Raw genomic sequence first — 14,544 nt, forward strand, 5'->3', positions numbered from 1 at the left:
CAATACTTTTGTTTGTTGACAAGACATAACTCTGGGATATCTTCGACTGAAGTCAGCGAGCAACAGCCCCCTCCCAGCGCTACCGGAGCCCCCGTGGAACGCGTCGTCCAGTTCACCGGTCTCCGTCATGCCGAAGTCACCGAGCACGAGAGCACCCCGCTCCCCGCCGGGCACCTCCGGGTCCGCACTCACTATTCCGGTATTTCCGCAGGAACCGAACTAACCGCATACAGGGTCACGAACCCTTACTTGACGCGCACCTGGGACGCCGGGGCCCGGATCTTCCGCGACGGAACGGCCGGGATCGAGTACCCGGTGGCCGGCTGGGGCCACTCCGAGGTCGGTGAGGTCACCGAGGTCTCGCCCGAACTCGTCGGCACGCCCGGTCTACCGGTCACGGGCGACCTGGTCTGGGGTATCCGGGGTCATCGCAGCGAGGGCATCGTCCCGGCCGAGCGCATGGCCGGCCACACCCTGCCCGCCGGTCTCGAACCGCTCGCCGGAGCCTTCGCCCGGGTCGGCGCCGTCGCTCACAACGCGATCCCCGCCGCCGGCATCCGCCTGGGTGAGGACGTGGCCGTGTTCGGCCAGGGCGTCATCGGTCTGCTCACCACCCCTCTCGCCCAGCTCAGCGGCGCGCGCGTCACCACGGTCGACGCGCTCGACGGCCGGCTCGCGACGGCCCGTGAATACGGTGCGCGCCACACCCTCAACGCCCGTACCGACAGCGTCGCCGAACGTATCCGTGCGGCCACCGGCGGGGCGGGCGCCGATGTCGCCATCGAGATCAGCGGTGTGTACCCGGCCCTGCACGAGGCCGTGCGCTCCGTCACCGCCGGCGGCCGGGTCGTGGCATCCGGCTTCTACCAGGGCGACGGCGCCGGTCTGCGCCTCGGTGACGAGTTCCACCACAACCGGGGGCAGCTGATCTGCTCGCAGATCGGCGGGGTTCCCCCGTAGTTGGCGGGACGCTGGAGCGTCGAGCGCCTCCAGCGGACGTTCCTCTCACTGGTGGCCGAAGGTCTGGTCGATGTGAAGTCCCTGGTCAGCCATGTCGTCCCGGTGGCGGAGGCCGCCGAGGCATATGTGCTGCTCGACGAGACCCCGGCCGACGCCCTCCAGGTCGTCCTGGAGTTCTGAGCCCGGACGGGCCCCCGGACCCGGGCCCGGGGGCCCGTCCGCCCCGTACGCACAGTCAGAACCCCAGAGCGCCCTCCGTGGGCGCCGAAAGGCCTCCCATGCTGAAAACCGCCTGTCAGGAACAGCTCCTCCCCGGCGACACACTCCAGGAGAAACGGGCCTTCGCCCAGGACGCCGGCTACGACGCGGTGGAGCTTCGGTCCAAGGGTGACTTCCACTTCCGTGACCGTCTGCCCGAGCTGAAGCAGGCCCGGGCCGACGGTGTGGTCATGCCGACCGTCTGTGTCGACATGCTGCACTTCTTCGCCGCTTTCGACGACGGACTGCGCCGTGACGCGCTGGAACAGATGAAATCGCAGCTCTCCGTCGCGGCGGAGATCGGGGCGCTGGGAGTCCGGACCCCCGCGTCCTACGGGATGTTCTCGCGCAGACTCCCCCCGTTCGAGCCGACTCGCACCGAGGAACAGGACCGCGAGGTGCTGCTCTCCGGTCTCTCCGAGCTGGGCGAGCACGCCCGCCGCGAGGGCGTCACCCTCTGTCTGGAGCCGCTCAACCGGTACGAGGACCACATGGTCAACCGGCTGGAACAGGCCGTCGACCTGATCCGCACGGTCGGCCTGGACTCCGTCCGCATCGGCATCGACAGCTACCACATGAACATCGAGGAGGCCGATCCCCCGGCCTCGATCCTGGCGGCAGCCCTCTGCATCGGCCATGCCCAGGTCAGCGACTCGAACCGCTTCCAGCCCGGGGCCGGCCACCTCGACCGGGCGTCCTGGGCCGGCGCCCTGCACAGCATCGGCTACGCGGGCCACCTCGCCGCCGAGTGCCGGCTCACGGGTGACCCCGTCGCGGCCGTACGCTCCATTCCCGCGTTCCTCCGGAGGTCCGGCGCGTGACGTCGCTGCTCGAAACCCCGGTGTCCACCGCCGCCGATCACCTGGCTCTTCGGCGCGGCGCGGCCCGGGTACTCCTCACCAACTGGACGGGCTCCTCCACAGTCCCCTCGCGTGGCCTGTATCCGCACCAGTGGAGCTGGGACTCCGCCTTCATCGCGATCGGGCTGCGCCACCTCTCGGTGCGCCGGGCCCAGCGCGAGCTGGAGAGCCTGCTGGGCGCGCAGTGGGCCGACGGACGCGTGCCGCACATCGTGTTCAGTCCCGCGGTGCCTCTCGACGCGTACTTCCCCAGCCCGGACTTCTGGCGTTCCTCCACGGCCGGCGCCCCGGCGGGCGCCCCGTCCGGCACCGAGACCTCAGGCATCGTGCAGCCTCCGGTGCACGCGCTCGCCGCCTGGCTCGTCCACCTGTCGGACCCGGAGGCCTCGCGCAGCCGCCGTTTCCTGCCTCGTGTGTACGGCAGGCTCGTGGCCTGGCACGACTACCTCACGGGCCGCCGCGACCTCGGCGGTGGCGGGCTGGCGGCCATGGTGCACCCATGGGAGCCCGGCATGGACAACAGCCCCTGCTGGGACGGCCCGTTGCGGCGCGTGGAGCCGGCCGCCCCCGGTTCGTACCGGCGCGCCGATCTCGACCACGGACAGGCCTCGGAACGCCCCACCGACCTGGACTACGGACGGTATGTGCGGCTGGCCTCCGACTACCGGGACAGCGGCTACGCGGATCTGCGGGGCGGGCACGCCTTCGCGGTCGAGGATCCCTGTGTCAACGCGCTGCTGATCGTCTCGGAGCACGCCCTGGCCCGGATCGCCGACGGAGCGGGGGCGGACCCCGCCCCCCACGAGGCACGGGCGGCCCGCCTCACCTCGGCCCTGGTGGAGCGGCTCTGGTCGCCCGCCGACGGCATGTTCCTCTGCCGTGACCTGGTCGGCGGCGAACTGATTCCCGAGCGCAGCGTCGCCGGGCTCGTCCCGCTGATCGTCCCCGGCCTCCCCCAGGACGTCGTGGACGCCCTGCTGGACACGACGAGGGGTGCCGGCTTCCGCCTCGGCCAGGTCCCGATGGTGCCGTCGTACGACTTCACCGGCCATGCCTTCGACCCTTCCCGCTACTGGCGTGGTCCCGCCTGGTTCAACACCAACTGGCTGCTCGAACGCGGTCTGCGCCGGTACGGGCAGACCGCCGCGGCGGACGCACTGCGCGCGGCCATGCTCGACGCCGCCGGTGCCAGTTCCTTCGCCGAGTACGTGGACCCGTTCACGGCCCGGGCCCGTGGCACCCGCTCCTTCGGATGGACGGCAGCCCTCACCCTCGATCTGCTGGCCGCGGCGCGGACGGCGGACGGCGCCGCTCCCGCCGGGGCGACGAGCGCTCTTCCGGTCGGAGTACCGGCGTGAGCGGCGCAGCGGGCACCACCCTGGTCCGTGCGGGGGCCTTCGCCGTTCTCGGGACCGACGGCGGGGTGAGCGGCCGTGGCGGCACCTCCCCCGACGGTCTGTTCCACCGTGACGCCCCGCATCTGAGCCGGTGGGCACTGACTTTCGACGGGGCAGACAGATCGTCTCGCCGGCTTCGGACGCCGGGCACCTGCTGTGGTCCGGCATCCTGGAGGGGCGGCACGCGCAGCGCGGGGGCGGCGCCTGCTGGAAGCCGACTTCTTCTCCGGCTGGGCCATCCGCACGCCGGCATCCGGTCAACCCGCGTACCGCCTCCCCCTCTCGTACCACCGGGGCACGTCCTGGCCCCACGACAGCGCGGTCATCCTGCTCGGGCTGGCGCGTTGCGGCCTGAGAAAGGAGGCGCGGACGGTCGCCCTCGGCCTGCTGGAGGCTTCGGCGCACCACGGCCACCGGCTGCCCGAGGTCATGGCGGGCTACTCCCGCACCCAGCGCCCCCGCCCGGTGCCGTATCCCCATTCCTGCTCACCACAGGTGTGGGCGGCGCCGGCCCTCTGGCCGTTCTCACGGCGCTGCGGGAGGAGCACGGGCTCCTGCCCCCGGCGTCCCGGCCGTAGGAAGAGGAGGCGTGGAGGAGCGGACCGCTCATGCGACGGCTGCCACCCGGCCCGCACGGGCGGCATGTGGACCGATGAGTTTTCACCTGCCACGGTGTCCAGAAGGGTGGGGACACGGGCGTGTCCCGTGACGAAGAGGCCGTCTTGCCGACGGCAGGGAAGAGTGGTGCGTGATGAGGCTTGTCGTACAGGAATTCCTGACCCTGGACGGTGTCTCCCAGGGCCCGGGCTCGCCCGACGAGGACCCGAGTGACGGTTTCGACCGGGGCGGCTGGTTCGTACCGCACCTGGACGAGGAATTCGAGGAGCTGGCTGCCACCTGGCTCCGCGCGGCGGACGCACTGCTGTTCGGCCGCCGTACCTACGAGAACTTCGCACGGGACTGGCCGCACATGACCGGACACCCCCTGGCCCCGGTGATGAACGGCCTGCCCAAGTACGTCGCCTCCCACAGCTTGACGACTGCCGGGTGGAACCCGACGACGATCCTGAACGGGGACGTGCCTTCCCAGGTCGCCGAGGTGAAGCGGCAGTCCGGCCGGGAGCTGCAGGTCCACGGCAGTTCCCGGCTGGCCCAGTCCCTGCTCGCCGCGGGCCTGGTAGACGAACTGCGGCTCGTGATCGCCCCGGTCGTGGTGGGGCGTGGTCGCAGGCTCTTCCCGGACGGCGGCGCTCCGGCCGGTCTGCGGCTGGTCAGCCACAGGACGACGCCGCGCGGACTGTCGGTGCACATCTTCGAATCGGCGGGGTCCCCCGAGCAGGGGGTGTACGGAGCCGGAGGCTGAACATCTGACCCGGCCATGTGCTCCGGGCCGTCCCGTAGTCGTGCCGGCGGCCGGGCGCCGCCGTACACCTCGGTGCCCACGGTGAACACGGGGGCGGCCGCGCCTCGCGCACGGCCGCCCCGGATCCGTTCGGGCCCGGCTCCCCGCGACGGTCAGCAGCAGGCGGCGAGGCGGCCGGGGACTGCGGCCGGTGCGCACCGGATACCGCCCGCCGTGCGTGGGGCGTGTCCGCACCCGGGCGGAACCTCCGTCGAGCACGCCGCAGGAGACATCGTCAGCACCCCTGTCCCGAATGCTTCTTGACCGATGGATCGGCACACCGGCTCCCCCTCCCGCCGGCCGTCCGCGGCCCGGCCCCCTGGCCGGGCCGCGGAGGCAACCGGGGCACGGGGCGGCAGCGGCCTGTCAGCACGGTCTTTCGCCCCCGAAGGACTGAGCGGCACCCGGAGAGCCGGCCCGATAAGCCTCAGGGGTGGCGCCATACGAGTGTGTAACGCCAGAACAGTCGTCGTCGCAGCTGTGCGCCGGGGAGGACGGTTCCGGCTTCGCGGGCGACGTCGGCGAAGGTCATGCCCGCCGAGCGTACGGCGGCCGTCATGGAGACGGGCCGGGACGAGGGGCGGCCCCTGTTCCTCAGCCAGCCCATGGCCGCGTTGGCCGGAGCGGCGACGGCGCCGAGCAGGTGGTCCCCAGGAGTCCGGGCGCGGTACAGGCCGACGATCACCAACGTCCCCCCTGGCGCCAGGTGACGGCGCGAACAGGCGAGCACCTCCGCGAACGGCAGGTGGTGGATCGTGGCGACGCACGTGATGACGTCGTAGGGGCCGGCGGGCAGTCCGGCCGCCGCATCCGCGACGATGAAGGCCACAGGCAGTTCGGCAGGGGTCAGCGCCTGGGCCCGGGCGGTGATCACCGGGTCGCGATCGACCGCCGTCACGGAGGCGGCCTGCCGGGCCAGGAGTCTCGTGAGGTCGCCACTGCCCGAACCGATGTCCAGGGCACGGCTGTAGCGTCTCGGCAGCTGCCGCAGGATCCAGCGATGGTAATGAGCGTTGTGGTCCCAGGGGTAGGCGGCGTTGAACCGCTCAAGAGCCTGCAGGATGCGGGATGCCATCGACTTCATCCCCCCAGTTCACCAAGCCCCGGCAGCACGCACACCCTGTTGCGGACAACGCGACCACCTCCCGGACGCCCGCCGGCCTCGGCCCGTGGAATCAGGTGGCGCAGAAGGCGCGCCGACGGCGCCGTGCCGGACCCAGCCGCTTCTGCCCGGCGCCGCCCTGCGACCTCGTACGGCACCACACGGCATCGAATGGCACAGCTTGGCGCCATCCGGCGCCAAGCTGCACCATTCCCCGCCCCACGACGCTCCTGAACAGGCGTGACACCGTACCGATCCCGTGTACACCAGAAGGTTTTCGCAGGCCAGACGCTCATCACGAGAAGCCGGACCCAGAACTGCATCCTTACCGCTTGCGCATGGCGCCACAATGATGCCACTATGACGCCATGGACCTCACCCCCTATGTCGAGACCCTCCGCCGCGAGCTCGCGGTGGCCGCCGAGGCAGGCGGCGACGACGCCCGCGAGCTGGCGGAGAGGCTCACCGCCCCCCTGGAGTCGGCGGCCCGGCTGACGATGCTCAACGTGCTCTCGGCCGCAGCGGACGAAATCACCCGCGAACTCGCCCCCGGCTCGGTCGACGTACGACTGCGCGGGCTCGATCCCGACTTCGTGGTGACACCCCCGCCCGCCGACAGCGGCGCCGCCACGGAGCCGGCCGGGTCCGTCGAACCGCCCAGGGCCCCGGCCGAGAGCGACGAGGGCGGCACCGCCCGCGTCAACCTGCGCCTGCCCGCCCACCTGAAGGCCCGCACCGAGGAGGCCGCGGCCCGCGAGGGCCTGTCGGTCAACGCGTGGCTGGTGCGCGCCGTGTCGGCCGCGGTGGACGCCGGCGGCACCCAGCCGCGTACGGCGGAGAAGGCCCGGACGGTCGGACAGAGCTTCACCGGCTGGGTGCGCTGACCGCGCCCAGCCCGCACCACTTCCACTCACACCACGTCCCACCAGCGGGGACGTCCTGCAGACCCATGAGGACGGGACAGCCATGCCTTCTTTCGAAACTCCCGAAGCGATCTCGGCCGGAGCGCATGTGGAAGCCGGCTCCATCCAGTTCACCGCGGGCGACCGCCTCGACACCGTCGTCGAGGTACGACCGCGGGACCCGAAGAAGGACCAGGACGTACGGACTGCCGATCAGACCGAAGTCACGTACGCGAGCGGCGTGCTGACCATCCGGACGCCCAAGCCCAATCTGTTCGGCCGCACCGGCGTCGTCGACGTGACGGTCGAACTGCCCACGGGCTCCCACGTCGACACGACCGGCGCCTGGGCCCAGGTGCTCGGCGAGGGCCGGCTCGGCGAGGTCCGCGTGAAGGTCTCCTCGGGTGACGTCCGCCTCGACACGACCGGGCCGCTGAAGCTGACCGCGTCGCACGGTTCGATCACCGTGGACCGGGTGGAGGGCACAGCCGAGATCACCACCAGCTCCGGCAGCCTTCGCGTCGGGTTCGTCGACGGCCCCGCCGTCCTCAAGAACTCGCACGGCACCACGACCGTCGGCGCCGCGGCCGGCGAGCTGCGGGTGAGCGGCGCCAACGGCGACATCGAGATCCGGCGCACCGAGGACTCGGTCACCGCCACCACCGCCCACGGCACCCTGCGGGTGGGGGAGGTCGCCCGGGGCACCGTGCAGTTGCAGACCTCGTACGGCGCCATCGAGGTCGGGGTCCGGGAGGGCACGGCTGCCTGGCTCGACGTCAGTTCGGGCTCCGGCCAGGTGCGCAACACGCTCACCACGTCCGAGTCCCCGGAGGGTGCCGAGGACACCGTCAAGGTCCACGCGCGCACCCGGCACGGCAACATCGACATCCGTCGCGCCAAGGTCTGAGCACACCACCGCCCCCGGCAGGCCCCCAGTCACCCCGCCCTTCGAACGGAGAGCACCATGCCCAGTTCTGTCATGCCCACATCCAATGGAACGTACGGTCCCCCGTCCCCGGACGCCGTCTCCACGCTCGGTCTGCGCAAGTCCTACGGCGGCAAGGTCGTCCTCGACGGCATCGACCTTCGCGTCCCGGCCGGGTCCGTGTTCGCGCTGCTCGGTCCGAACGGTGCAGGCAAGACCACCGCGGTGAAGATCCTCTCCACGCTCGTCACCGCCGACGGCGGGCAGGCTCAGGTCGCAGGCCACGATCTGTCCACATCAGCGGACGGGGTGCGTGCCGCGATCGGTGTCACCGGGCAGTTCTCCGCCGTGGACGGTCTGATCACCGGCGAGGAGAACATGCTCCTCATGGCGGACCTGCACCACCTGTCCAGGAGCGAGGGCCGGCGGGTCGCCGCCGGACTCCTGCGGCGCTTCGACCTGGTGGAGGCCTCGAAGAAGCCCGCCTCCACCTACTCCGGGGGTATGAAGCGCCGCCTGGACATCGCCATGACGCTGGTCGGCGGCCCGCGGATCATCTTCCTCGACGAGCCCACCACCGGCCTCGACCCCCGTGCCCGCCACAACATGTGGCAGATCATCCGCGAGCTCGTCACCGACGGAGTCACCGTCTTCCTCACCACCCAGTACCTCGAAGAAGCCGACCAGCTCGCCGACCGCATCGCGGTACTCGACAACGGCAAGATCGCCGCCCAGGGCACCGCCGAAGAACTCAAGCGGCTCATCCCCGGCGGACACGTCCGGCTCCGCTTCTCCGAACCGCACGCCTACCGGAGCGCCGCCTCCGCACTGGGCGACGTCACACAGGACGACCGGGCACTGACCCTGCAGATCCCCAACGACGGCAGCCAGCGCGAACTGCGCTCCATCCTCGACCGCCTGGACGCCGTCGGCATCGAGGCCGACGAACTGACCGTGCACACCCCCGACCTCGACGACGTCTTCTTCGCCCTGACCGGCTCCACCGTCCCCGCCCAGGCCACCCAGCCCAAGGAGAACGCCCGATGAGCAACCTCTCCCTCGCCGTCCGCGACTCCTCCACGATGCTGCGCCGCAACCTCCTGCACGCCCGGCGCTACCCCTCCCTCACCCTGAACCTGCTGCTCACCCCGGTCATGCTGTTGCTGCTGTTCGTCTACATCTTCGGCGACACCATGAGCGCGGGCATCGGCGGCAAAGACCGCTCCGCCTACATCGCTTACATCGTCCCCGGCATCCTGCTCATGACCATCGGCTCCACGGTCGTCGGCACCGCCGTGTCCGTCTCCACCGACATGAACGAGGGCATCATCGCCCGCTTCCGCACCATGGCCATCCACCGCAGCTCCGTACTCGTCGGACACGTCACCGGCAGCGTCCTGCAGTCGGTCATGAGCGTGGTCCTCGTCGGCGCCGTCGGCGTCGCCATCGGCTTCCGGTCCGCAGACGCAACCGCACTGGAGTGGCTGGCGGCGTTCGGTCTGCTCGTGCTCTTCGCCATGGCGCTCACCTGGATCGCGGTCGGCATGGGGCTGATCAGCCCGAACGCCGAGGCCGCCAGCAACAACGCGCTGCCGCTGATCCTGCTGCCGCTCCTCTCCAGCGCCTTCGTCCCCCTGGACGCCATGCCCGGCTGGTTCCAGCCGATCGCCGAGTACCAGCCCTTCACCCCCGCCATCGAGACCCTGCGCGGACTCCTCCTCGGCACCGAGATCGGCCACAACGGGTGGCTCGCCGTCGCCTGGTGCCTGGCGCTCGTGGTGCTCGGTTACTTCTGGTCGACCTCGAAGTTCAACCGCGACCCGAAGTAGCGGGAGGGCAGCTCGAAAGAGCCGCGGCCGGCAACTCGCCCGGCTGCAGGGCGGCGTACCCCGGAACGGTTCCGGGATACGCCGCCCCGTCGGCGTACCCCGGGCGCGGGAACCCCGTCAACGGCCGCCCGGCAACCGGACGCCATCCACCCGGACGCAGAGAAGCAGCCCCAGCAGGACGGCTCGTCACCCCGGACAGAAGCCCGGCGTGGGCCTGTCCCCGCATCCTGACGCAGGACGACCCGAACTTCCGCAGGCGCCCCGGGACCGTCCGTCCACGCTGTCCCTGCTGCGGACACGCGTGACACCGGCGTCACGCGGCCGGCGCCGGCGCGGGACCGCATGCGCGCCCGCGTCACGGTGACCGGTCTGCCGCCGGCCCCGTACAGCACGGATGCCGCGGAAAACACCTGCGTGGAGCCCGGCCGGGCGGACTTCGAGGACCAGGGGCCGTGCCTTCGACGTGCTGGACGCCCTGCGGGAGACGGATCCCGGTCCGATCGCCACCGGTGAGAGGGCGATGCCGACCCACCTGATGGACGGGCACGGCGAACTGGCCCCCTGCTTCTGCGCCTCGCACAACCGCAGCCGGACAAGGGTGTGACGCGCGCCCTCCCGCTCGCGATGGACCGCTCCGGCGGACCCCTGTGCCTGGAGCACCCCGGGGCCCACCGCGACGTGCGCCCGCCGTTCCCGAAGGCCGTGACACGCCTCGGCCAGGCCGGCCCCCAGATCCACGCCCTGCTGTCCGCCGCCCCTCGCGCCTCCCACCGCGGCCGACTGCTCACCCGGCCACGGTCCGGAGCGCCGCCGGCCCGGACCCGCAGCCCGGTGCGCCCGGTCATCCGGACACGCCTGGGAGCACTTACGGGGGTGGCCCCAGCCACCCCCGTAAGCGCCGACACGCTCAGCTCTGGGGACGGCTGCCGTGGTTCGCGCCGTTCTTGCGGCGGGCCCTCTTCTTACGACGTCGCTTCGAGGACATCGAGCCTCCTCATTCAATAGCTTTTACGGGCTATCCACCGGATTGTCGGCCCGGTGATCACAGAGCCCTTACCCACCCACTCCACGGCAAACACCCGACGAGGAAGCGAGTGAGTGGCGTACGTCACGGCGTGCGACAGCTCGTTCACTCCGCGCGTCGCCTCCTGCGCTCCGAACCGGATCGGCACTCCGACCTCCATGGACAGCCGCCGACCTGCTGTGATGTGATCCGTGCGGCGGAACGGCTCTGTCCGGTGCTGCTCACCGGGCGACCCCCGGGTATGCCGCGCACACGGGTGGACCGAACCCCGCACCATGTCTTACGCCGCTCGATCACCCGTGGGTCCCCGCATCGCCACGGCGAGCGCCCGGGTCCGTCCCCCCAGGCTCGAAAGTTCCGTACACATGCAGAAGACCAAGACCGCACTCTGGGAATTCCTCCAGGGGCTCGGCAAGACGTTCATGCTCCCGGTGGCTCTGCTCGCGTTCTGCGGCATCATGCTGGGCATCGGTTCCTCACTCTCCAGCGAGGCCGTCAGCGACAACCTCCCCTTCCTGAAGGCCGAGGGCTTCCACCTCGTCTTCACCTGGATGGCCAACACGGGCCTGGTCGCCTTCACCTTCCTGCCCGTCCTCTTCGCGATGGCGATTCCGCTCGGTCTCGCCCGCGAGGACAAGGGGGTGGCCGCGTTCTCGGGCTTCGTCGGCTTCGCCGCCATGAATCTCGCGGTGAACTTCTACCTCACCGCGAAGGGCGTCGACTTCGAGGACGAGGAAGCGATCAAGCACTACGGCACAGCCGATGTGCTCGGAGTGCAGTCGATCGATACGGGACTGCTCGGAGCCGTGGCTGTTGGCATCGTTGTCAGCCTTCTCCACCAGCGCTTTCGTACCCAGCGGATGCCCGACGCGCTGGCCTTCTTCGGCGGTCTGCGCTTCGTCCCGATCGTCTCCGCTCTCGTCCTCAGTGCCCTTGGCCTGCTCATCCCCCTGGTGTGGCCGGTCTTCAACGGCTGGATCACCGCCGTCGGCCGCGGAATCGGGCACACCGGTGTCTTCGGACCGTTCTTCTTCGGCATGGGAGAGGTGCTGCTGCGACCGATCGGGCTGCACCACATCCTCGTCGCCATGTTCCGGTTCACCGACGTCGGCGGTTCGGGGACCGTGTGCGGGGACGACGTCTCCGGGGCCCTGAGCATGTTCTACGCGCACCTGGAGTGTGCGGGCGCGCCGAATGCCGCCGTCACGGACGCGACGCACTTCCTCTCCCAGGGCAAGATGGCGGCCTATCTGGGCGGCCTCCCGGGTGCGGCCCTCGCGATGTACCACTGCGCGAAGAAGAAGATGCGCCCGGAGATCAAGGCCCTGCTGGTGTCCGGCGTGGTGGCCTGTGTCGTCGGCGGTATAACGGAGCCGCTGGAGTTCCTGTTCCTGTTCGTCGCACCGTGGCTCTACGCCGTTCACGCGGTCCTGGTGGGCCTCGGCTTCCTCACCGCGGCCGTGCTCGGGGTCTTCATCGGGAACACCGACGGCAACGTCATCGACTGGCTGGTCTTCGGCGTCCTGCAGGGTTCGACGACCAAGTGGTACCTGGTGCCGGTGATCGCGGCTGTGTGGTTCGCCGTGTACTACTTCCTGTTCCGCTGGGCGATCACTCGCTTCGACCTCCGGACTCCCGGCCGTGAGGAGGACCCGGAGCCGGACGACGAGGGCGGTGACCACGGTGAGGACGCCACTCCCGGCCGGGCGGAGAAGCCTGCGCGTGAGCTGGTGGCGGGGAAGTACGACGCCGTCGCCATCCTCGACGCGATCGGCGGTGCCGGCAACATCCGGTCCCTCGACAACTGCATCACTCGTCTGCGCATGACGGTGCAGGACGCCGGACAGGTCGACGAGGTACGGCTGAAGAAGCTCGGCGCCGTAGGCGTGGTCAAGCTCGACAGCCACAACGTGCAGGTCGTCATCGGGCCGCAGGTGCAGTCGGTGAAGGACGCAATCGCCGCCATGCTCCCGGTGGGCTGAGATGACTCCCCCTCACTCCGCCTCCTCCGGCCGGCCCCGTGGAGCCGCGCAGGACCCGTACGGCTTCGGCATCCCGGTGGACCGGCACGGCACCTGGTGCACGCAGTGGGACTACGTCGAGGACCGCTTCGGCGTGCCCGGTCTGCTGCCCTTCACGATTTCCGACATGGATTTCGAGACCGCGCCGGAGGTCCTGGCCGCCCTCCGCGGCCGTCTGGACCACGGCGTGCTCGGTTACTCGCGGTGGCGACAGGACGACTTCCTCTCCGCGATCGTCCACTGGTACGCGACGCGGCACGCGACGGCCCTCGACCCCGAACAGATCGTCTACGCCCCCTCCGTCGTCTACCAGTTGTCGCAGCTGCTCCGGCTGTGGTCGCGCCCCGGTGACGGTGTGGTCTCCCATACCCCCATGTACGACGCGTTCCCGAAGACCGTGGCGGCACACGGGCGGCGGCTCCGCGAGTGCCCGCTCGACGACTGGGCGGAGCTGGAACGGCTCCTGGCGCTGCCCGACACGGCGGTGCTGTTGCTGTGCTCGCCGCACAACCCGACGGGGAGGGTCTGGTCCGCGGACGACCTGGACCGGATGGCGAGGCTGTGCGCACGGCACGGCGTGGCCGTCATCAGCGACGAGATCCACTCCGACCTGGCGCACGCCCCGCATGTGCACCGCCCGTGGGCCGGACTCTGCGGCGAGGGGAGGTGGGCCGTGATCACCTCGGCATCCAAGTCGTTCAACATACCGGCTCTGACCGGGAGTTACGGGATCATCGGTGATCCCGAGTCGCGCGCCGCCTACCTGCGTCAGCTCAAGGAGGCGGACGGTCTCTCCTCCCCCGCGGTGCTGTCGCTCGTCGGGCACATCGCCGCGTACAGGGAAGGGGCGTCCTGGCTGGACTCCTTGCGCGCGTACCTCGCGGCCAACCTCGCGATGGTCGCGGACCGCCTCCACAAGGAGTTCCCGCAGCTCGGATGGGCGCCCCCACAGGCGGGGTACCTCGCCTGGATCGACCTGCGGGAGCTCGGCGTCGACGACGGCACGCTGCAGCGCGAACTCGTCGAGGTGGAGAAGGTGGCCATCATGCCGGGGGCGGCTTACGGCTCTCCGGGGTGGGTGCGGCTCAACGTGGGATGCCCCCGGTCCAAGGCGGAAGCGGGGGTCGATGCACTGGTGCGCGCGCTGCTCCGGCTCGCATGAGCGGAGCAGGCGGGCAGGCCCTGCCCCCTGCGGGCCTGCCCGTGCGGCGGGCTGGGCGGGCCGCACGTCCGCGTGCTCGCCGCGCGGACGGACAGGAGCCGGGCGGCGCGCCGCCCTCTTCTTCGCGCGCGCACCGTCGGTGCGCTTCTTCGTCGACGGAACGCCGCACTCGGACACCCCTGGTCCGGTGAGCCGCACGGCCGGCGACTCGCGGGGCACCGATCCCTGGAGCAGCGCGCGGGCCGGGCGGTGCGCGGCGGCGGCCCTCGGCCGCCCGGGCCGGACGGTCAGCCGAGGACGAACGGCAGTTCGGCAGCCAGTTCGCCCAGACCGGCCTTCTCCACGTCCGTGGGGGACGCCGCCCGGTTCCGATGGGCAGAGCCTCCTTGCCGGGGAGTGGTGCGGGAAAGGCGGCCCCGCGGAACGAGGAGAGGCACATGCGCATCCGTGCACCGTGGTGCGGCCGACACCGGCCCCACCGCTGTCGGCCGCACGGTGCCGGTCTGCGTGGCCTGCCTGTGCCGTGAGGCCGCCCCTGAGGTGATCGGGCGGACCGGGAAGCGGTTGTGGAGCAGAGGACCGCACCTGTCCTCCACCGGTGGAAGTGTGGGCCCTCGGCGTCGACCGGACCCGCGGAAACACGATCACCGTGGGTGACACGACCTCGTCCGGCGCCCTCTTCCGAGTCGACCGAAAGCCAGG

12 protein-coding genes and 3 pseudogenes are annotated in these 14,544 nt (G+C 70.9%); 12 read left to right on the plus strand and 3 right to left on the minus strand.

Features of this window, described 5'->3' with window-relative positions; genetic code table 11:
* The first annotated feature begins 93 nt into the window (after nucleotides 1–93).
* The 5 genes and pseudogenes from ACF1FZ_RS24865 to ACF1FZ_RS24885 all read left to right on the plus strand — a co-directional run bounded on the left by ACF1FZ_RS24865 (nucleotide 94) and on the right by ACF1FZ_RS24885 (nucleotide 4,838).
* Nucleotides 94–1,140 (plus strand): annotated as a pseudogene (locus ACF1FZ_RS24865) (zinc-binding alcohol dehydrogenase).
* Between the two features lie 98 nt (nucleotides 1,141–1,238).
* Nucleotides 1,239–2,039, plus strand: a complete 801-nt coding sequence (locus ACF1FZ_RS24870; protein ID WP_391775600.1) for a TIM barrel protein — start codon at nucleotides 1,239–1,241, stop codon at nucleotides 2,037–2,039.
* Nucleotides 2,036–3,436 carry a hypothetical protein gene (locus ACF1FZ_RS24875; RefSeq protein ID WP_391775601.1) on the plus strand — a complete coding sequence of 467 codons (1,401 nt, stop codon included), beginning with the start codon at nucleotides 2,036–2,038 and terminating at the stop codon, nucleotides 3,434–3,436. Before ACF1FZ_RS24870 ends, ACF1FZ_RS24875 begins: the two co-directional genes overlap by 4 nt.
* Before the next feature lie 151 nt (nucleotides 3,437–3,587).
* Nucleotides 3,588–4,053: pseudogene (locus ACF1FZ_RS24880) on the plus strand (aminotransferase); the annotation flags it as partial.
* Nucleotides 4,054–4,226: 173 nt separating this feature from the next.
* Nucleotides 4,227–4,838, plus strand: a complete 612-nt coding sequence (locus ACF1FZ_RS24885) for a dihydrofolate reductase family protein (RefSeq protein ID WP_391775602.1) — start codon at nucleotides 4,227–4,229, stop codon at nucleotides 4,836–4,838.
* Between the two features lie 466 nt (nucleotides 4,839–5,304).
* Here ACF1FZ_RS24885 and ACF1FZ_RS24890 read toward each other — a convergent pair whose 3' ends face one another.
* Nucleotides 5,305–5,961, minus strand: a complete 657-nt coding sequence (locus ACF1FZ_RS24890; protein ID WP_391775603.1) for a class I SAM-dependent methyltransferase — start codon at nucleotides 5,959–5,961, stop codon at nucleotides 5,305–5,307.
* Between the two features lie 386 nt (nucleotides 5,962–6,347).
* Between ACF1FZ_RS24890 and ACF1FZ_RS24895 the strand changes: the two genes are divergently transcribed.
* From ACF1FZ_RS24895 to ACF1FZ_RS24910, 4 genes are all read left to right on the plus strand, one after another.
* Nucleotides 6,348–6,863: a hypothetical protein gene (locus ACF1FZ_RS24895; RefSeq protein WP_391775604.1), complete on the plus strand. Its 516-nt coding sequence runs from the start codon at nucleotides 6,348–6,350 to the stop codon at nucleotides 6,861–6,863.
* An 82-nt stretch (nucleotides 6,864–6,945) separates the two neighbouring features.
* Entirely contained in the window at nucleotides 6,946–7,788 is an 843-nt protein-coding gene (locus ACF1FZ_RS24900; RefSeq protein ID WP_391775605.1) for a DUF4097 domain-containing protein, read from the plus strand.
* A 57-nt stretch (nucleotides 7,789–7,845) separates the two neighbouring features.
* Nucleotides 7,846–8,853 (plus strand): ATP-binding cassette domain-containing protein, encoded by a 1,008-nt coding sequence (locus ACF1FZ_RS24905; protein ID WP_391775606.1) that lies wholly within the window; start codon nucleotides 7,846–7,848, stop codon nucleotides 8,851–8,853.
* Nucleotides 8,850–9,635 carry an ABC transporter permease gene (locus ACF1FZ_RS24910; protein WP_391775607.1) on the plus strand — a complete coding sequence of 262 codons (786 nt, stop codon included), beginning with the start codon at nucleotides 8,850–8,852 and terminating at the stop codon, nucleotides 9,633–9,635. Before ACF1FZ_RS24905 ends, ACF1FZ_RS24910 begins: the two co-directional genes overlap by 4 nt.
* 184 nt (nucleotides 9,636–9,819) lie before the next feature.
* Here ACF1FZ_RS24910 and ACF1FZ_RS24915 read toward each other — a convergent pair.
* Nucleotides 9,820–9,965: pseudogene (locus ACF1FZ_RS24915) on the minus strand (30S ribosomal protein S14); the annotation flags it as partial.
* A 133-nt stretch (nucleotides 9,966–10,098) separates the two neighbouring features.
* On the opposite strand from ACF1FZ_RS24915, the gene ACF1FZ_RS24920 reads away from it, so the two are divergent.
* Nucleotides 10,099–10,239 carry a hypothetical protein gene (locus tag ACF1FZ_RS24920; protein ID WP_391775647.1) on the plus strand — a complete coding sequence of 47 codons (141 nt, stop codon included), beginning with the start codon at nucleotides 10,099–10,101 and terminating at the stop codon, nucleotides 10,237–10,239.
* A gap of 303 nt (nucleotides 10,240–10,542) precedes the next feature.
* Here ACF1FZ_RS24920 and ACF1FZ_RS24925 read toward each other — a convergent pair whose 3' ends face one another.
* Nucleotides 10,543–10,620 carry a 50S ribosomal protein bL37 gene (locus ACF1FZ_RS24925; RefSeq protein WP_374104540.1) on the minus strand — a complete coding sequence of 26 codons (78 nt, stop codon included), beginning with the start codon at nucleotides 10,618–10,620 and terminating at the stop codon, nucleotides 10,543–10,545.
* A 404-nt stretch (nucleotides 10,621–11,024) separates the two neighbouring features.
* Between ACF1FZ_RS24925 and malX the strand changes: the two genes are divergently transcribed.
* Nucleotides 11,025–12,641, plus strand: coding sequence for a maltose/glucose-specific PTS transporter subunit IIBC (malX, locus tag ACF1FZ_RS24930; protein WP_391775608.1), 1,617 nt, complete (start codon nucleotides 11,025–11,027; stop codon nucleotides 12,639–12,641).
* Between the two features lies 1 nt (nucleotide 12,642).
* Nucleotides 12,643–13,842, plus strand: coding sequence for a MalY/PatB family protein (locus tag ACF1FZ_RS24935; RefSeq protein WP_391775609.1), 1,200 nt, complete (start codon nucleotides 12,643–12,645; stop codon nucleotides 13,840–13,842).
* Nucleotides 13,843–14,544 lie beyond the last annotated feature (702 nt).

It is taken from the genome of Streptomyces sp. NPDC014623 (assembly GCF_043088245.1).
Classification (GTDB): Bacteria; Actinomycetota; Actinomycetes; order Streptomycetales; family Streptomycetaceae; genus Streptomyces.